Source organism: Streptacidiphilus neutrinimicus, assembly GCF_000787815.1.
GTDB lineage: Bacteria > Actinomycetota > Actinomycetes > Streptomycetales > Streptomycetaceae > Streptacidiphilus > Streptacidiphilus neutrinimicus.
Genome location: NZ_BBPO01000001.1, coordinates 72,543 through 89,501, shown reverse-complemented (window position 1 = coordinate 89,501; position 16,959 = coordinate 72,543). Strand labels below are relative to the sequence as shown.

Below are 16,959 nucleotides of genomic sequence, written 5' to 3'. Positions count from 1 at the left end.
CCTGCCGCTCCTCCGAAACGGCCGACGGCTTGGCCTCCTTGACCCGCCCCTGGGCGGCTGAAACGGTGTGATCCGTTCGGCGCACGCCGCTGTGCGCCCCCGCGGGAGGAGATCGCGATGGCACCGGACAGCACGCCCCCGAAGGAGGCGACAGCCGAATTCCGCGCCGCGCGCGACCATCTGCTGCGTCACCGCGGCGACATCGAGGCGGCCCGGCGGCTCCCGCGTCCGCAGGGCGACCACTTCAACTGGGCCCTCGACTGGTTCGACCCCGAGGCGCACGGCAACGACGACATCGCCCTTCGCGTCGTGGACCTCACACCGGAGGGCCAGGTCCGCGCCGAGACCGCGCTGAGCTTCGCCGCGCTGAGCGCCCGCTCCGGCCAGGTCGCGAACTGGCTGCGCGGCCTCGGCGTGGCCCGCGGCGACCGGGTGCTCCTGCTGCTCGGCAACCAGGTCCCGCTGTGGGAGGTGATGCTGGCCGCGATCAAGCTCGGTGCGGTCGTCATCCCCGCCAGCACCCTGCTCTCCCCCGAGGACCTCGCCGACCGGGTGACGCGCGGCGAGGTGGGCCACGTGATCGCCGAATCCGGGCTGACCGGCGGCTTCGCCGGGATCGGCGGCGACTGGACCAGGATCGCCGTGGGCGAGCCGGTGCCCGGATGGCTCTCCTACGCGGAATCCGCCGCGGCTCCCGAGGGCTTCGCCCCCGACGGGCCGACCCGCGCCGACGACCCGATGCTGCTCTACTTCACCTCCGGCACCACCAGCCGCCCCAAGCTCGTGGAGCACACCCACCGCTCCTACCCCGTCGGCCACCTGTCGACGATGTACTGGATCGGCCTGCGGCCGGGCGACGTGCACCTGAACGTCTCCTCGCCCGGGTGGGCCAAGCACGCGTGGAGCAACTTCTTCGCACCGTGGAACGCCGGAGCGGAGATCCTGATCGTCAATCAGCCGCGGTTCGCCGCTCGTCCGCTGCTGGACGCCATGGTCCGCCACCAGGTCACCTCGTTCTGCGCGCCGCCGACCGTGTGGCGGATGCTGGTCCTCGAAGACCTGACCCAGTGGCGTCCGCCGCTGCGCGAACTCGTCGGCGCGGGTGAGCCGTTGAACCCGGAGATCATCCAGCGGGTGCAGACCGCCTGGGGTGTGACGCTGCGCGACGGCTTCGGGCAGACCGAGACCACCGCGCAGGTCGGCAACCCGCCCGGCCTGGTGGTCAAGCCGGGCTCGATGGGCGTGCCTCTTCCCGGCTACGAGGTGGCGCTGGTCGACGCCGTGAGCGGCGAGGTGGTCACCGAGCCCGGCGCGGAGGGGGAGCTCTGCCTGCCGCTGGACACCGCCCCGCTGGGCCTGATGACGGGCTACCAGCAGGACCCGGAGCGCCAGGCGGAGGCGACCGCCGGCGGTTTCTACCACACCGGCGACGTGGCGTTCCGTGACGCGGACGGCTACCTGACCTACGTCGGGCGGACCGATGACGTCTTCAAGTCCTCGGACTACCGGATCTCGCCGTTCGAGCTGGAGAGCGTCCTGATCGAGCACCCGCAGGTGGCGGAGGCGGCCGTGGTGCCGTCGCCGGACCCGGTCCGGCTGTCGGTGCCGAAGGCGTACGTGGTGCTGGTCCCCGGGGCCGTCACGGACGCGGAGACGGCGCGGTCGATCCTGGAGTTCGCGCGGGGTCGGCTGGCGCCGTACAAGCGGGTGCGGCGACTGGAGTTCGCGGAGCTGCCGAAGACCGTCTCCGGCAAGATCCGGCGCGTGGAACTGCGGGGCCGGGAGCAGGAGTTGCACGGCGGCAGCGGGCTGACCGGCGGCGCGGAGACCCCCGTGCGCGGGAAGCTGGAGTTCTGGGAGGAGGACTTTTCGCGCGGCTGAGTCGGCGAGTCGGCCGCGGCCCTCAGTGGGTCAGGCGGGCGAGCGACTCGCGGTCGGCGGTGGCCAGCACGGTGTTGACCACCGCCACGACGGCGAAGACGAGGCCGAAGGTGTGGGCGCCGGCCGCGTACAGCGCGGCGGCGGCCAGCCCGAAGACCATCAGCTTGAAGACGACCAGCGCCGGGACCGGCAGCGGGTGGCGGGCCCGGGGCGCCGCGAAGAGACCCCAGAGGACGGCCACGGCCAGCGGTGCGCCGATGCCGAGGACCAGGTGGACGGCCGGGTTGTGACCGGTGCGGAAGCCCCACCAGACCAGGCCGCCGAGGGCGACGAGTTCGAGGAGGAACGCGAGCAGCTCGTTGGCGTGGTGCAGCGGCTTGGGGATCATGACGCGCTCCTCGTGGCGGGGAACCAACCGTTCCGAGAGCACCGCTCTCGCTTGAGAACAGTGTGCGCGAGAGCGTCGATCGCAGTCAAGAGCACTGCTCTTGTTTATGAGCGCCGCTTCATTCGATCACTGAACGATATCCGGGCGGTATCGTTCCCCGCATGAGCGATGTCACCGGCACGGCGTCCCCCCGGCTCCCGGGCCTCAGCGCGACCTTGGTCTTCAAGCTCGGCACCCTCGGGACCGTGGCCACGGACCGTTTCACCCGCGCGCTGGAGACGTTCGACCTCGGGCTCAAGCCCAAGCACATCGGCCTGCTGGTCGCGCTCGGCGCGGGCGCGGCGACGTCCCAGCAGGAGCTGGCCGCGCGGATGGGCGTCGCACCGAGCCTGGTGGTCTCGCTCGCCGACCACCTGGAGGAGCTCCAGGCCGTGCGACGGGTCCGGGACCCGCAGGACCGCCGACGGCAGGTGCTGACGCTGACGGACGAGGGCCGTCGCCTCCTCGACCGCTGCGAGACCGCGAGCCGGGACCTGGACGCCGACCTCACCGCGGAGCTGACCGACGCTCAGCGCGCCGCCCTGGGGGAGGCTCTGCAGCTGCTCGCCGACCGGGTCGGCCTGCCGTAACGCACCGGAGCACCGCCGCGCCCCGACCCACCGCACCCACGGGAGGGCGGGGGCTCACACCGCCCGACCGTCCGGAGCCGGTCGCGGCCCCGGAGGGCACGCGTCGGCGTCGACGCCGACCCCGCTTCGCCTCCACCGGGCCACGGCGGTGCGGCCGAACAGCATCGGCGCGAGCGCCAGCCCCACGGCGGCGCCGACGAGTTGGGCGAAAACGAAGGGAAGCACGGAGCGGGGCGCGATACCGGTGAAGCTGTCGGTGAAGGCACGTCCGACCGTCGCGGCGGGATTGGCGAAGCTGCCCGACGAGGTGAACCAGATCGCCGCACCGATATAGGCGGCGACCAGCACCGGCGCGGCCGCCTCCCGCCCGGTCCGGCCCAGCCCGACGACCAGCAGCACCAGCCCGGCGGTGGCCACGACCTCGCCGAGCCAGAGGTGGACGCCGTCGTGGCCCTGCCGGGAGAACCGCGCCACCGGTCCGCCGAACATCCCGTCCGCGAGCAGCGCGCCACCGATCGCCCCGGCGACCTGCGCGGCCGTGTACGCGGCCACCTCGGCGGGACGTGGCCCGCGCCCGTCGCGGCGTCCCGTCCACCACGCCGCCAGCGTGACCACGGGGTTCAGATGCGCGCCGGACACCGGCCCGAGCAGCGCGATCAGGACCCCCAGCCCCAGTGCGCTGACCAGCGCGTTGGCCAGCAACTGCTCACCGGTGTCCGGGGTGAGCCGCTGCGCCTGGATGCCGGAGCCCACCACGACGGCCACCAGCGCGAGCGTCCCGACGAACTCGCCGCCCAGACGCCGCGCCAAGGGGTGGAGCATCGGCTCCGGCGTCGGCCCGGTCATCGCGCGCCCCGCGGACGACCGGGCTTCAACAAATTGTCAACCTCGACCACGCGGCACATGGTGACACAGCCCCGACCCCCGGCGCACCACCCGCCCGCACTCCGGTCCGTGGCCCGGTCCGCACAGCGGTTCGGAGCCCGGGACGGGTGCGGGGCCGGTGCGGGACAACGGGCTCAGGCGGGCGGGACAACGGGCTGCCGAACGTGGAGGCATCGATCCACCCCGAGCAGAAGGCACCAGCGATCATGTGCAGAATCCACGGGCACTTCGACGCCGATCTCTCACCCCACGACATGCGCGCGGCCGGCGCGCTGCAGCGGCACGGCGGGCCCGACGAGGCCCGGCTCGCCCACGGCGCCGGATGGGCGCTGGGCAGCAACCGGCTCGCGATCACTGACCCGGTCGGCGGGCGGCAGCCCTACGAGGGCGACGGCGGACGGGTCAAGGCCGTCTTCAACGGCGAGATCTACAACCACACCGGGCTGCGTGCTCAGCTCGAGGCGCGCGGCCACCGGTTCGCGGACCGCTGCGACGGCGCGGTGCTGCCCGCCCTCTACCAGGAGCACGGCAGGGCGTTCGCCGAACGGCTCGACGGGATGTTCGCCGTGGCGCTGATCGACCTGCGCGCCGAGCCGACGCTCGTCCTGGCCACCGACGAGGCGGGAATGAAGCCGATCTACTACCGCTGGGACGGCAGCAGGCTGCACTTCGCCTCCGAGCTGCCCGCGCTGCTGGCCCTGGGACGGGAGCGGCCGACGCTGTGGGAGCCGGGGCTGGACAGCTACCTGGCGACCAAGACGCCGTTCGGCGAGCACACCCTCGTCGAGGGCGTGCAGGTGCTGCCGCCCGGGACCACCGCCGTCTGCTCGCGCTCGCGCGGGCTGCGGCTGCACCGCAGGCCCGCCCCCGAGCGCCCGGCCGTCACCGGAGGGGAGCCGGGTGAACAGGTGCGGGAGGCCCTGGCGGAGGAGGTACGGCGGCTGACGGTCGCGGACGCCAAGGTGTGCGCGATCACCAGCGGCGGGCTGGACTCCAGCCTGGTCACCGCGCTGATGGCCGACGACGCGCCAGGCGCACGGCGTGCACTCCTTCAACATCGCCTACCGCGGTGAATGGCCGCACGACGAAAGGCACTTCGCCCGTGAGGTGGCGGAGCGGGCCGGAACGGTGCACCACCAGGTCGAGCTGGACGTGGCCCGCTTCCCCGAGCTGCTCCCCGCCGTGGCCTGGCACCTGGGCCAGCCCAACGCGGACCCGATCGCCCTGAGCACCTACGGCCTCTTCGAGGCCGTGCACCAGGCCGGGTTCAAGGTGGCGCTGACCGGCGACGCGGCCGACGAGGTGTTCGCAGGGTACGGCCGGATCCACGCCGCCGTCACCACACGCGGGACCTGGCTGCCCGCGTACGTGGACGCGCTCGCGGCGATCCCGGCCGAGGCCCGGCCGCGACTCTACAGCGCCGACTACCGGGCGTTCGTCTCCGACCGGGGCAGCGCCTCGGACGCGATCACGGAAGGGCTGCGCCAGGAGGCCGCGCACCGGTCACGGCTCGACGTCCTCACCGACTTCGAGACCCAGGTCCGGCTGCCCGCTTACCACCTGCGGCGGGTCGACCACCTGAGCATGGCGCACGCCGTCGAAGTCCGGCTGCCCTTCTGCCAGCGGTCGGTGCGCGAGCTCGCCCGCGCCCTGCCGCAGCGCCACCGGCTGTCGCCGGAGGGCGGACGCGGCAAGGTGGCGCTGTACGCGGCCGCGCGCGGACTGCTGCCGCGCAGCGTGCTGGAGCGGCCCAAGCAACCCTTCACCCTGCCGATCACTGCGATGCTCGCGCCCGGGACGCCGCTGTGGGCGTACACGCGCGAGGTGCTCTCCCCCGCCCGGCTGCGCACCGGCGGACAGCTGGACCCGACGGCCGTCGAGCGGCTGCTGCGGGCGCAGCGGACCCGGCCGGCCGACTGCCTGGCCCTGGCGACCTGGTCGCTGCTGATGTTCGAGCTGTGGCGTGAGGAGTTCGCGGTGCGCCGCGCCGCCTCCCGCCCGGCCGAGGCACGAGAACTGCTGGAGGTGGCGTCATGAGCGCCACGGACCTGACCGCGTCCACCGTCCTCACCGCTCCCACCGCCGACGTCGGCTTCGCCGCCCTCGCCCGCGCGATCGGAGCCCCCGGACCCACCCTGGTCCTGGACGCCGACGCCCTCCCCCGCGACAGCGAGGCCCTGGTCGCCGCGCTGACCCGGATCCGCCGCCGGCTGCCGGACCTGCCGGACGCCGGCGGCGGGGGCGAGGTGCTCAAGTGGGCGCTGATCGCGCCCTCCGCGCACCCGCTGTTCGACGTGGACTACCGCTTCGTCCAGGCGATGCCGGACGCGCCGGACCACTTCGACCTGAACGGCACCTGCGGCCACTCGCTGCTCGCCGCCGTCACGGCCGCCGCGCAGGCGGGCCGACTGCCGGCGCTGCGCGCCGGGGACCGGGTCCGCGCGCGGGTGCTCAACAACGGCGACCAGGTGGTCTGCCAGGTCGACCACGCCTCGCCCCGGCACACGGTCTTCACCGCGCACTTCGTCGCCCCGCCCGGCACCCGGCTCGGCACGCTGCTGCGCGACGGCGGCCGGGTGGTGCGGATGGCCAACCCCTACCTGTTCGTCGACGGCGCACGGCTGGGCGTGCGCGACCGGGAGGCACTCTTCCGGGGTGAGCAGCCCGAGTTGTACGCGACGCTGGAACGGATGCGCCGACGGCAGGCCGCCCGGCTCGGCTGGCCGCCGAACGGAGCGTTCCCGAAGGTCGCGGCCGTGGTCCCGGTCGCCCCCGGGCACCTGGCCGTGCGCGCGCTGACCGTCGGCGGCTGGCATCCCGAGCTTGCCCTGACGGGCGCGGTCTGCCTCGCGGCGGCCTCGGCCCTGCGCGGCACGATCCCTCACCGGCTGCTGGCCGGGGCGTCGGCCGTCCCCGGACGGCTCGTCATCGACACGCCCGCACGGCAGGTCGTGGCCTCCTACGCCGCGTCCGGCGACACCCAGGACGACGAGCTGCTGTGGGTGAGCGTCGGCGGCAAGGAGACGCAGGCGCTGGGCGCGGTCGCGGTGGGTGTCGGCGATGAGTGAGACAACGAGCGCACCGCGGCGTGAACAGCCCTACGACCTGGTCGTCACCGGCGTGCGGCTGGTGAGCGGGGACGGGGTGGCGACCGGAGGGCTGGCCGTGTCGGGCGGCCGGATCGCCTGCCTGCTGGGGCCGGACGAGCGCCCGCCCGCGCGGCGGACGCTCGACGGCGGCGGACGCCATCTGCTCCCCGGCCTGATCGACTCCCATGTGCACTTCCGCGCCCCGGGGCTGACGCACAAGGAGGACTGGGCGCACGCGAGCCGGGCCGCCGTCGCGGGCGGGATCACCACGGTGATCGACATGCCCAACACGGTCCCGCCGCTGCGCACCGGCGAGGAGGCGCACCGCAAGGCCGAGCTGATCGAGGGCGCCTCCCTGGTGGACTACCGCTTCCACCTCGGCGTGGCGGGCGAGGACCCCTCCCCGTTGCGCGAGGTGGGCCCGCGCGAGGCGACCAGCGTCAAGGTCTTCCTCGCCGGGCACCACACGGCCCCGCACGTCGTGCGCGACCCGGTGCAGCTGGAGAAGATCTTCCGCACCGCCGCCGAGTCCGGCCTGCGACTGCTGCTGCACGCCGAGGACGACGGCGTGTTCGGGCTGCTGGACGGGTGGCGCGGCGAGCCGTCCGGCTACGCCGAGTACGAGCGGCACCGTCCGCGCAGCGGCGCGATCGTCGCGGTGGCCCGGGTGGTGGAGCTGGTCCGCCGCCACGGCACGTCCGTGCACGTGCTGCACGCCTCCACGGCCGAGGAGGCCGACCTGCTGACGGCCGCCGCCTACGCGGGCCTTCCGGTGACCTTCGAGGTGACGCCGCATCATCTCTCCTTCACCGCAGCGGAGACGTGCCGGGTCGGCGCGCGGGCGCGCCTCAGTCCCGCGCTGCGGGACGCACCGGACCAGGACCGGCTCTGGCAGGCGGTCCTGGGCGGCCACGCCGCGACGCTGGGCAGCGACCACGCTCCGCACACGCGGGCGGAGAAGCTCCGCGTCCCGGCGGAGGCTCCGCCCGGGCTGCCCGGCGTGCAGGAAATGCTCCCTGCCGTGCACACCGGCCTGCGCCGACGCGGCCCCCAGGACTCGCCGGACGCCCAACTCTCGTGCTTGGTGCGGATGCTCGCCGAGCGCCCGGCCGAACTGTTCGGTCTCGACGAGCGCAAGGGCCGGCTGTGTGCCGGGCTCGACGCGGACTTCGTGCTCTTCGACGCGGACGAGCGGTGGATGCTCGAACCGGGCACGATCCGCTCCAAGTGCGGCTGGTCCGCCTACGAGGGCTGGACGATGACCGGCCGGGTGCTGCACACGGCCCGGCGCGGCGAGACGGTCTACCGGCTGTCCGACGACCGCGCCGACGCCGCGTTCGGCGCGGCGGACGGCCGGTGGCTGGACGCACGCCGCCCCTCGGACGTGGAACCCCGATGACCCCGGCCCTGCGGCGCGGAGAGCCTGCGGTGACGGCGTTCGCCTGCGGCGTCGCCGTGGCCGGGATCTACTACGCCCAGCCGCTGCTGCCCGCGCTCGCCGCGAGCTTCCACGCTCACCGTGCGAGCGCGGCGGCGGTGGTGTCGGCGGGTCAGCTCGGTTACGCGGCGGGGCTGCTGCTCATCGTCCCGCTGGGCGACCGGCTGTCGCGGGGCCGGCTGGCCACGGCGCTGCTGGGGTTCGCCGTGCCGGCGGCGGTCCTGGCCGCGACGGCGCCGGCCCTGCCGGTCCTGGCGGTCGCGGTCGTGCTGCTGGGCCTCACCGGCAGCGCGGCCCAGGTCCTGGTCGCCCGCACGGCCTCGACGGCCGGCCCCGAACGACGCGGCCGCGCGGTCGGCACCGTGATGGGCGGCCTGACGGCCGGCATCCTGCTCGCCCGGGTGGTCTCCGGCCAACTTGCCGCGCTCTGCGGCTGGCGCGCGGTGTACGCGGCGGCGGCAGTGCTGCTGGCGGCTGCCGCCGCCCTGGTACGGGCGCTTCTGAACGACGGGGAGCTTGCACCTCCCCAGGAGCGCGAGGGCGCTCCGACGCACGACTCCGCCGCGGGGCGCGACATTCCCCCAGCCTCCGGCCGGGGGGACCCCCACCCGGCCTTCAGACGCGGGTACACCCACCCGGCCTTCAGACGCGGGTACACCCACCCGGCCTTCAGACGCGGGTACACCCACCCGGCCTTCAGACGCGGGTACACCCATCCGGCCTTCAGGCGGGGGGACGCCCATCCCTGGTACCTGGAGCGCCGAACGAGCAGGGCCGTCCTCCCCGGGCGGTTCTCGCGCCCGGCGGCGGAGCCGCACATCGGTAGAGCCCCGCGCCCCTGGCGGGTACAACCAACTCCGGGCGCGAAACAGACGGCTCGACAGACTGGCGGCTCCGCCGCCGGGCGGAACGCTCGGTGCCCCTGGAGGGTGCGGCTGAGCGGCTACTGCATGAGCGGCTTCGCCGTGTTCGCGGCGTTCTCCGTGTTCTGGACGCCCACGGCGTTCCTGCTCGCGCGGTCGCCCTTCCGGTTCGGCGAAGCCGCCATCGGGCTGTTCGGGCTGACCGGGATCGCCGGCGTGCTGCTCGCGCAGCCCGCCGGGCGGTGGTGCGACCACGGGCATGTGCGCCCCGCGCGCTTCGGTTTCAACGGGCTGATGGTCGTGGCGTTCCTGCCGCTCACCCTGGGCCGGGGGAGCCTGGTGCTGCTGGGTGTCGGAGCCGTGCTGCTGGATCTGGGGCTGCGCGGGGTGCAGACCGCCAACCAGCAGGAGATCTACGCCCTGCTGCCCGCAGGCACCCACAGCCGGGTGACCACCGTCTACATGACCTGCTACTTCGCCGGCGGCGCGACGGGCTCCGCGCTCTCCGCCGTCGTCTGGGCCCGCGCCGGGTGGTCCGGCGTGTGCCTGCTCGGCGCGGCGTTCGCCGCGCTGCCCCTGCTCCCCCAGGCAGCCGCCGCCGCACTGCGGCCGCGGACGACCACCGTCGCCGGTTCCGAGGAGGCGTCATGACAGCGACCGAGACACCCACGACCACGACCGCCCTCACCAAGTTCACCGACCCGCTGCGGATCCCGCCACGGCTGCGCGCGGACCGCGCCGACTCGCCGGCGCGGTTCACCCTCCGGACCGAGGGCGTGAGCCTGCGGCTGCACGCGCAACTGCCGCCGACCCCGCTGTGGACCTACGGCGGGCACTTCCCCGGCCCGGTCCTCGACGTGCACCGCGGCCAGCGCACCCGGGTGACCTGGGAGAACGGCACGGCCACGCCCTACCCGGCCGTGGCCGCGTTCCTCGCGGACGCGCCTGGCAACCCCTCCCTCGCGATGAACGATCCGGGCATCGGCCTGGCCCAGCCCGTCAGGGGCGTGGCCGCGCTGCCCGCCTGGCAGGTGACGCACCTGCACGGCGCGGTGACCGGGGGCAACAACGACGGGTGGATGGAGAACGCCGTGCTGCGCGGCGACGCGCAGCTCTCCGAGTACCCGAACGACCAGCCCGCGATGACGCTCTGGTACCACGACCACGCCATGAACATCACCCGGCTCAACGTATACGCCGGGCTGGTCGGGATGTACCTGCTGCGGGACGACGAGGAGGAGGCCCTCGGGCTGCCGGGCGGCGACCGCGAAATCCCGCTGATCGTCTGCGACCGCAACCTGGAGACCGACGCGTCGGGGCGCTTCACCGGGCGGCTGCTGCACAAGACCACCGGCACGCTGCCGTTCGTCGGGCCCTACACGCTGGTCAACGGCACGATCTGGCCCCACCTGGAGGTCCGGCCCGGCTGGTACCGGTTCCGGGTGCTGAACGCGTCCAACTCGCGCACCTACCGGCTGCACCTGCTGGACGAGAGCGGCGCGGTGGTCACCGGCTGCGCGTGGCTCATCGGCACGGACAGCGGGCTGCTCGGCGCGCCGCTGCCCGTCCCCGCCGACGGGCTGACCCTGGCCCCGGCCGAACGAGCGGACGTGCTGGTCGACTTCGGCGCCTTCCGAGGGCAGTCGCTGCGGCTGGTCAACTCCGCGCAGGCGCCCTTCCGCGGCGACCCGCTGCCGCCGGGGGTCAAGCCCGGCGACCCGCTGCCCGCCGCCCGCCTGCCGGAGCCGGACGTGATGCAGTTCCGCGTCGCGGACATCCCGCTGACGGACACGTTCCGGCTGCCGCCGACTCTCTCCCCCACCTACTGCCGGCTCACCCACGACCGGCTCCCGCCCGACCACATGCACCGGATGCTGGCGCTCGCCGCCGACGCCGACGGCACGCTGGGGCTGTGGGAGCTGGGCGAGGTCCCGGCCCCGGCGGCGGCGACCGGCGGCGTCAGGGACGGCATCATCCAGGTCACCGACCAGGACGGGGTGACCACCACCTACCAGCGCCTCGCCCGCCACTTCGACGACCAGCTCAACTGGCGGGCCCGCCAGGACGGGTGGGAGGTGTGGCGGATCCTCAACCTGAGCGGGATCCTGCACCCGATCCACATCCACCTGACCCGCTTCCAGCCGCTGTCCCTCGACGGCTACGACACCGCCAGGTTCGTCCAGGCCCAGGGCGGCACCGCGCCCGGCGCCCCGGTCGCCCATCTGGACTCGCTGCCGATCGACCCGTCCCTGACGGGCTGGAAGGACGTGATGCGGGTGCCGCCGGGCACGATGGTCACCGTGGCCGGCCAGTTCCGCGGCGCGTCCGGACGGTACATGTACCACTGCCACATCCTGGAGCACGAGGACGCCGGGATGATGCGGGAGTTCGCGGTGATGCCCGGGGCCGTCATGGACGTCGGCGGGATGGGCGGCATGGGCGGTGGCGGCATGGGCGGTGGCGGGATGGGCGGCATGGGCGGCATGTGACGCAGGCCCGGCCGGGCGCCCGCGCCCGCTCCCGTGCACGCGAACGGCCTCGCCGGTGGATCCCTGGGCGGATCCACCGGCGAGGCCCTTTCGCGAGGCGTCCGCGCTGGTTCAGTCGTCCGGCTGGTGCGCCTCCTGCGGCGGGTGCGGCAGGGGCGGGCACTGCCCGGGGTGCAGGCACGTGTCCGGGGGGTCCTCCGGCACCGGGGTCTCCTGCGGCGCGGACTGCTCCCCCCGTGCGGTCGACATCGCCCGTGCGGTCAGCGCCGCCGCCGCCGACGGCGGCTGCTCGGCCTCCGGCTGGCACCAGCCCGGGTGCTTGCACTCGGTCGCGAGGCCGCCGCGAGGGGTGGGTGAGGGATTCGCGGTCATCGGGTGCTCCTGTCACTCGTGCCCCTGCCCGGGAGGCAGGGGCGGCTTTCGCTATCGAATGTGCGTCGCCGGGCGTCCCGGGCACATGAGTCCAGAGTCCCGGGCAGGTCCCGGTCGGGCACCCGGGCGTGAATCCGTCACACCTTCAACTTCAATGACCAGCGGAGGCGACCGGTGCGCGACCGCTACCCACCCGGGCGGACCGGGATCTCGGCGCGTACGACCACGCCCGCGCACCCCTCGACGCCGTCCGGACCGCCCTGCACGCACAGCGTGCCCCCGAGCTCCTGCGCCCGCTCGGACATCGACCGCAGCCCGACACCGCCCGGCCGGACACCGCCTGCGTGGACAGCGCCCGCGTGGACACCGCCGGCCGCGGCCTGGCGCGCCGGACCGTCCAGGCCGCGGCCGTCGTCGCTGACCTCCAGCAGCACCGCGTCGTCGGCGACGCCCAGGCAGAGGCGCGCTCGGCGGGCGCCCGAGTGCCGGACCACGTTGTGCAGGGCCTCGGAGGCGATCCGGTACAGCGCCACCTCTACGGCCGCCGGGAGCTCGGGCAGCGGGTCCGGGCGCAGCTCGACGTCGATCAGCAGGTTCCGGCCACCGAGGCCGGTCGCGAGGCCGCGCAGGCTCGGACCCAGCCCGTCCCGGTCGAGCACCGCCGGGGTCAGCCCGGCGGTGATCCGCCGCAGCTCGGTGATGGCGTCCGCGATCCCCTCGGAGACGCCGCCGAGCCGCCCGCCGGCCGGGTCGTCCCCGGCAAGGCCCGCGCGGGCCGTGTCGACCTGGAGCCGCAGGCCGGACAGCGCCGGCGCCAGGCCGTCGTGCAGGTCTCGGCGGAGCCGCCGCCGCGCCTCCTCGCGGGCGAGCACGATCCGCTCCCGACTGGCCTGGAGCTCCTGGTACAGGCCCAGCGAGGCGATCGCGGGCGCGGCCTGGTCGGCGAGCAGCCGCAGCACGTCGTGGTCCTGCTGGTCCAGCTCCGGCTCGCCCACACGGGCGGCGACCTCCAGGGCTCCGACCTCCTCGCCCTCGAAGACCAGCTCGAAGCGGTGCCAGAAGCGGGCGGCGGCGGTCTCCCCCAGCGTCGCGGTCTCCCGGCTGCCGCCGCTGGTGTGCACCAGGACCCGCGCCGCCGGGAACCGCAGCGTGGTGACGACGCTCTCGCACAGCAGCCGCGGCGCCTCCCCCGGTGTCACCGTCCGGCTCAACCGCCCCGCCAGCTCGCGCACCACGTGGTAGGGCCGGGCCCGGTCGCCGTAGTAGGAGCGGTCCACCACCCGCACCGCCCAGCCGCCGGTCGCCCGCAGCAGCAGGCCGATCGCCAGCGACCCCACGGCCAGCACCAGCGCGCCGGGGGTGCGGGTGCCCGGCAGCACGTCGGACAGCCCGATCGCGAGCGCGAAGTACCCCACCACCAGCACGGCCAGCGTGACGAGCACGGCCAGCACCCGGCGGGTGGCCCGGTCGAGGTGCGCGGAGCGGTCCCGTGCGAAGAAGAAGACGAGGCCCAACGGCAGCAGCACCAGCGGACTGTAGAAGAGCACCAGGGTCGCGGCGCTCGGCAGCGGGAAGAAGTAGTCCACGTAACTCCCCACGGTCAGCAGCAGGAACGGGACCACCACCAGCAGCAGCGCGCCGGGCAGCAGGGGCGACCGGCCCGAACTGCGCACCGGCCCCCGACGACGACGCCCCCGCCACCGCCACGCCCTCACGGCGAGCACCAGGAAGCCCAACGCGGAGAGGCTGACCGGCACGTAGACCAGGGCCGCGCCGACGACGGACGACAGGGCGCTCTTGACGGTGACCCAGGGTCGGCCGGTGGCAAGCGGGTTGGCCATCCCGTACCAGTCGCTCTGGGTCCCGGTGTCGAGATAGACCTCGCAGAGCGTCCAGACGGCGATCCCGACAACCAGCGCCCGCCCCCAGCGCCGTCCGGGCAGCCTCCCGTCAGGGAGCCAGAACGGCAGGCTGTAGAGGAGGAAGATGGACAGGCAGTCACCGGCGTAGCCCACCAGCACGACGCCGGTGCGCACCACGATGCCGCACCCCACGGCCGCCGCCGCGATGCCGATGGCCTGACCGACCAGCTCCCCGGTGCTGGTCAGCAGGAGCAGCCGGCCGACCGTTCCTCCCGAGGGGTGGGCGAGGCTGAACGTCCCCGCGAGGGCGCAGGCCAGCATGAAGAGGATGTGCGAGCCGAAGATGCCGAAGTCCACCGAGGCCAGGCGCGATCCGCCCAGGCCGGTGTAGGCCAGCGCCAGCCAGACGAAGCACGCGCCGAGCGCCACGCCGCAGGCCGCGTAGGCGGCGCCCATCTGTCGGCTCCCGGCCCACGCCGTGCGCGGCGTCCCGCTCAGCTCCGCCATCACTGTCCCTGGCCCCTCTTACGACCTCCCCCGTCCGCCGTGGCGAGCGTCCATCGTGGCGCGCCCGGCGTCCCGGGCGCATGGGGCAGCGGTCCCGCACCGGTCACCTCGCGGCGCCCGACGGGCCGGGCGCCTGCTGTCCCGCCGGGCGCGGCGGCTCGCCGAGACCGGCGTCGCGGGCCCGCGCGGCGGCCTCGGTCCGGGTGGCGACGTGCAACTTGTCGAAGATGTGCGAGATGTGATTGCGCACCGTCTTCTCGGCCAGGTAGAGCTCACGGGCGATGCGGCGATTGTCCAGCCCCCGGGCGACCAGGTCGAGCACCTCGATCTCACGCGAGGTCAGCCCCGGGAAGAGCTGCTCGGCCTCCCGGCGGACGCCGCCGGTGAGCAGGGCGGAGATCCGCGTGGCGACGTCCGCACTGAACACCGCGCCGCCGTGCGCCACCGTCCGCACCGCGTGCAGCACCTCGTCCCGGCCCGCGCCCTTGACCAGGTAGCCGCGCGCGCCCGCCTGGAGTGCGCCGAGCAGGCTGCCGTCGTCGTCCGAGGTGGTCAGCATCAGCACCGGGACGGTGGGGTGCAGTTGGCCCAGGCGTCTGGTGGCCTCGATCCCGGAGGCGTCCGGCAGCGACAGGTCCATCACGACCACATCGGGCCGCTGGGCCCCCACCGCCTCCAGCGCGGCCGCCGCCGTCTCGGCCTCGGCGACCACCCGCACGTCGTCGGTGCTCTCCAAGGCGGCGCGCAGCCCCTCCCGGAACAGCGGGTGGTCGTCGACGACGACCACCCGCACGCCCGAGGTCCCGTTCCGGTCCCCGTCGCTCTCCACGCGCGACATGCTACTAAAAGTCAGTACACGGTCACACTGAGCCATGGGGCGTCGCTCACGCTGCCGCTCCCGGGGGAACGGGGTGCGCCCGGGGCGCCCCCGGCTCCGCGGACTACCCCTTGAGCCAGTTGAGGAACTGGCTCCAGCGACCGCCGCGGTCCGCCTTGTCCGGCTGGGGAGCGATCGGCCCCGTCGGCTGCGGAGCCTGCGTCGGCGCGGCCCGGTGCGCGATCTCGACGGGCGTGAAGCGAGCCGGCAGGGAGGCCAGGCCCCGGCTGAACGGCCCCGGACGCCACGCCAAGCTCTGCTCGGGGACGGCGAGGACGACGTCGGGGAGCTGGTTCAGCAGGTTCTCGATCGCGGTGACCGCGATCTGGCGGGCCGGCTCCTTGGACGGGCAGGCGTGCGGCCCGGCACTCCACGACAGATGCGCCCGGCTGCCCGACTGCCGCGCCGCGGTGAGGGCCGGGTTGGTGTTGGCGGCGCCGATGCTGACCAGGAAGAGGTCGCCGGCCGGGAAGTGCTGCCCGGCGAATTCCAGGTCGCTCGCCGAGTAGTGCGCCATGAAGTTCGCCATGGGCGGGTTCTCCCACAGCGTGTCGTCGATCGCCTCGTCGATCAGGCCGCCCTTGTTGGCGTACCCGTCGTCGGTGAGCACCCGGTGCAGGGTGTTCCCGATGAGGTTGCGCAGCGGCTCGGAACCGGAGGCCAGCAGCAGCGCGAGCTGGTACACCATCTCCTCGTCGGTGAGCTTGGCGTGGTGCTGCAGCAGCCAGGAGGTGACATCGTCGCCCGGCCGGCTGCGCTTGAGCGCCACCAGTTCGCCGCAGGCGCCGAACAGCACGCCGACCGCCTGCTCGGCGTTGACACCCTCGAACATGCCCGAGGTGCCGAACATCACCCGGTCGCCGATCTCGGCGGGGCACCCGAACAGCTCGTTGAAGACCATGAGGGAGACCTGCTTGGCGTAGTCGCCGAGCAGGTCCGCCGAGCCGCGCGGGCCGAACTGGGAGATGAGGAAGTTGGAGACCTGCTCGGTGCTCCGGGCGAGCCGGTGCATGTCGATGCGGGCCATGGCGTCCGTGATGGCCTGACGCAGCCTCAGGTGTTCGGCTCCGTCGCTGAACAGGGCGTTCGGCCGGTAGGTCAGCGTCGGGACGACGGGACTGTCGGCGGGCAGCCTGCCCTCGGCGAGGTCGCGCCAGCGGCGGGAGTCCTTGCGGAAGTTGGCCGGGTCCTGGAGGAGCCGCAGCGCGGTCTGGTAGTCGGTGACCAGGGTGGCGTCGACCCCGGGGGCGAGCTCGACCGGGGCGGTGGGCCCGTAGTGGCGGAGGTAGGAGTAGTAGGCCTCCGGGTCGGCCGCGAACTCCGGTCCGTAGATGGGCACTCGACTGCCGAAGGAGTGGGCGGGGCAGCCGGGCGGGGGCACCGGGGCGGAAGAGCGAACGTCCATGTCTGCCTGGGGCTCCTAAGCCGGCGGGCCAGCAAAAGCTGACGAGACTGGTCAGAGGGGCCAGTTGCTTCAATCCCCGCAACCGCGGGGTGTGGACCCACCTGCTCCGCAAAATCGGTGCGATCGTATCACCGGTTGACGGGTCGTCCGTTTCCCGTTCCAGGACGGGGCGTTGGGGGTGCTGTCGCCCCCAACCCGGGCGCTCGCGCAGCCGACACTAGCCCACCAAGATCATCCCATAGTAGTTTTGCGGCGCCGATGTTGTGCACACGTC

At 74.1% G+C, this 16,959-nt stretch carries 14 protein-coding genes; 8 read left to right on the top strand and 6 right to left on the bottom strand.

The features are described 5' to 3' along the window. Positions 1 to 117: 117 nt before the first annotated feature. Complete coding sequence (locus tag TR48_RS00360) at positions 118 to 1,881, top strand: AMP-binding protein (RefSeq protein ID WP_042363717.1); 1,764 nt, start codon at positions 118 to 120, stop codon at positions 1,879 to 1,881. A gap of 22 nt (positions 1,882 to 1,903) precedes the next feature. On the opposite strand, the gene TR48_RS00355 is transcribed toward TR48_RS00360, so the two are convergent. Then, positions 1,904 to 2,269, bottom strand: a complete 366-nt coding sequence (locus TR48_RS00355) for a YrdB family protein (RefSeq protein ID WP_042363716.1) — start codon at positions 2,267 to 2,269, stop codon at positions 1,904 to 1,906. Between the two features lie 161 nt (positions 2,270 to 2,430). On the opposite strand from TR48_RS00355, the gene TR48_RS00350 reads away from it, so the two are divergent. Next, the gene (locus tag TR48_RS00350) at positions 2,431 to 2,898 is read left to right on the top strand and encodes a MarR family winged helix-turn-helix transcriptional regulator (RefSeq protein WP_042363715.1); all 468 of its coding nucleotides are present in this window, start codon (positions 2,431 to 2,433) and stop codon (positions 2,896 to 2,898) included. A 54-nt stretch (positions 2,899 to 2,952) separates the two neighbouring features. On the opposite strand, the gene TR48_RS00345 is transcribed toward TR48_RS00350, so the two are convergent. Then, a complete protein-coding gene (locus TR48_RS00345) occupies positions 2,953 to 3,720 on the bottom strand; it encodes an aquaporin (RefSeq protein ID WP_084728680.1) in 768 nt (255 codons plus the stop codon). Positions 3,721 to 3,989: 269 nt separating this feature from the next. Here TR48_RS00345 and TR48_RS45080 point away from each other — a divergent pair, with 269 nt between their 5' ends. The 6 genes from TR48_RS45080 to TR48_RS00315 are packed head-to-tail and all read left to right on the top strand — an operon-like array spanning position 3,990 to position 11,662. Then, on the top strand, positions 3,990 to 4,856 hold the full coding sequence (locus TR48_RS45080) for an asparagine synthetase B family protein (protein ID WP_236651937.1): 867 nt from the start codon (positions 3,990 to 3,992) through the stop codon (positions 4,854 to 4,856). Then, entirely contained in the window at positions 4,825 to 5,820 is a 996-nt protein-coding gene (locus tag TR48_RS45075; protein ID WP_236651936.1) for an asparagine synthetase B family protein, read from the top strand. The genes TR48_RS45080 and TR48_RS45075 overlap by 32 nt, the downstream gene beginning before the upstream one ends. Then, positions 5,817 to 6,851, top strand: a complete 1,035-nt coding sequence (locus tag TR48_RS00335) for a PrpF domain-containing protein (RefSeq protein ID WP_052442298.1) — start codon at positions 5,817 to 5,819, stop codon at positions 6,849 to 6,851. Before TR48_RS45075 ends, TR48_RS00335 begins: the two co-directional genes overlap by 4 nt. After that, positions 6,844 to 8,271, top strand: coding sequence for a dihydroorotase (locus tag TR48_RS00330; RefSeq protein WP_042363897.1), 1,428 nt, complete (start codon positions 6,844 to 6,846; stop codon positions 8,269 to 8,271). The genes TR48_RS00335 and TR48_RS00330 overlap by 8 nt, the downstream gene beginning before the upstream one ends. Further along, complete coding sequence (locus tag TR48_RS38490) at positions 8,268 to 9,824, top strand: MFS transporter (protein ID WP_052442297.1); 1,557 nt, start codon at positions 8,268 to 8,270, stop codon at positions 9,822 to 9,824. The genes TR48_RS00330 and TR48_RS38490 overlap by 4 nt, the downstream gene beginning before the upstream one ends. Then, entirely contained in the window at positions 9,821 to 11,662 is a 1,842-nt protein-coding gene (locus tag TR48_RS00315; protein WP_052442296.1) for a multicopper oxidase family protein, read from the top strand. The genes TR48_RS38490 and TR48_RS00315 overlap by 4 nt, the downstream gene beginning before the upstream one ends. Positions 11,663 to 11,773: 111 nt before the next feature. Here the strand turns inward: TR48_RS00315 and TR48_RS00310 are convergent, their stop codons facing one another. The 4 genes from TR48_RS00310 to TR48_RS00295 form a co-directional block, all read right to left on the bottom strand. Further along, positions 11,774 to 12,034: a hypothetical protein gene (locus TR48_RS00310; RefSeq protein ID WP_042363714.1), complete on the bottom strand. Its 261-nt coding sequence runs from the start codon at positions 12,032 to 12,034 to the stop codon at positions 11,774 to 11,776. Between the two features lie 185 nt (positions 12,035 to 12,219). Beyond that, complete coding sequence (locus tag TR48_RS00305; RefSeq protein ID WP_042363893.1) at positions 12,220 to 14,403, bottom strand: sensor histidine kinase; 2,184 nt, start codon at positions 14,401 to 14,403, stop codon at positions 12,220 to 12,222. A gap of 103 nt (positions 14,404 to 14,506) precedes the next feature. After that, positions 14,507 to 15,232, bottom strand: coding sequence for a response regulator transcription factor (locus TR48_RS00300; RefSeq protein WP_236651935.1), 726 nt, complete (start codon positions 15,230 to 15,232; stop codon positions 14,507 to 14,509). Positions 15,233 to 15,344: 112 nt separating this feature from the next. After that, positions 15,345 to 16,685 carry a cytochrome P450 gene (locus TR48_RS00295; RefSeq protein ID WP_042363713.1) on the bottom strand — a complete coding sequence of 447 codons (1,341 nt, stop codon included), beginning with the start codon at positions 16,683 to 16,685 and terminating at the stop codon, positions 15,345 to 15,347. Positions 16,686 to 16,959 lie beyond the last annotated feature (274 nt).

Excerpts from the sequence above, each read along its gene's own strand:
- TR48_RS00310 (WP_042363714.1), bottom strand. The coding sequence starts at position 12,034 with ATGACCGCGAATCCCTCACCCACCCCTCGCGGCGGCCTCGCGACCGAG.
- TR48_RS00360 (WP_042363717.1), top strand. The coding sequence starts at position 118 with ATGGCACCGGACAGCACGCCCCCGAAGGAGGCGACAGCCGAATTCCGC.
- TR48_RS00305 (WP_042363893.1), bottom strand. The coding sequence starts at position 14,403 with ATGGCGGAGCTGAGCGGGACGCCGCGCACGGCGTGGGCCGGGAGCCGA.
- TR48_RS00345 (WP_084728680.1), bottom strand. The coding sequence starts at position 3,720 with ATGCTCCACCCCTTGGCGCGGCGTCTGGGCGGCGAGTTCGTCGGGACG.
- TR48_RS00335 (WP_052442298.1), top strand. The coding sequence starts at position 5,817 with ATGAGCGCCACGGACCTGACCGCGTCCACCGTCCTCACCGCTCCCACC.
- TR48_RS45080 (WP_236651937.1), top strand. The coding sequence starts at position 3,990 with ATGTGCAGAATCCACGGGCACTTCGACGCCGATCTCTCACCCCACGAC.
- TR48_RS00330 (WP_042363897.1), top strand. The coding sequence starts at position 6,844 with ATGAGTGAGACAACGAGCGCACCGCGGCGTGAACAGCCCTACGACCTG.
- TR48_RS00355 (WP_042363716.1), bottom strand. The coding sequence starts at position 2,269 with ATGATCCCCAAGCCGCTGCACCACGCCAACGAGCTGCTCGCGTTCCTC.
- TR48_RS00350 (WP_042363715.1), top strand. The coding sequence starts at position 2,431 with ATGAGCGATGTCACCGGCACGGCGTCCCCCCGGCTCCCGGGCCTCAGC.
- TR48_RS38490 (WP_052442297.1), top strand. The coding sequence starts at position 8,268 with ATGACCCCGGCCCTGCGGCGCGGAGAGCCTGCGGTGACGGCGTTCGCC.
- TR48_RS00315 (WP_052442296.1), top strand. The coding sequence starts at position 9,821 with ATGACAGCGACCGAGACACCCACGACCACGACCGCCCTCACCAAGTTC.
- TR48_RS00295 (WP_042363713.1), bottom strand. The coding sequence starts at position 16,685 with ATGGACGTTCGCTCTTCCGCCCCGGTGCCCCCGCCCGGCTGCCCCGCC.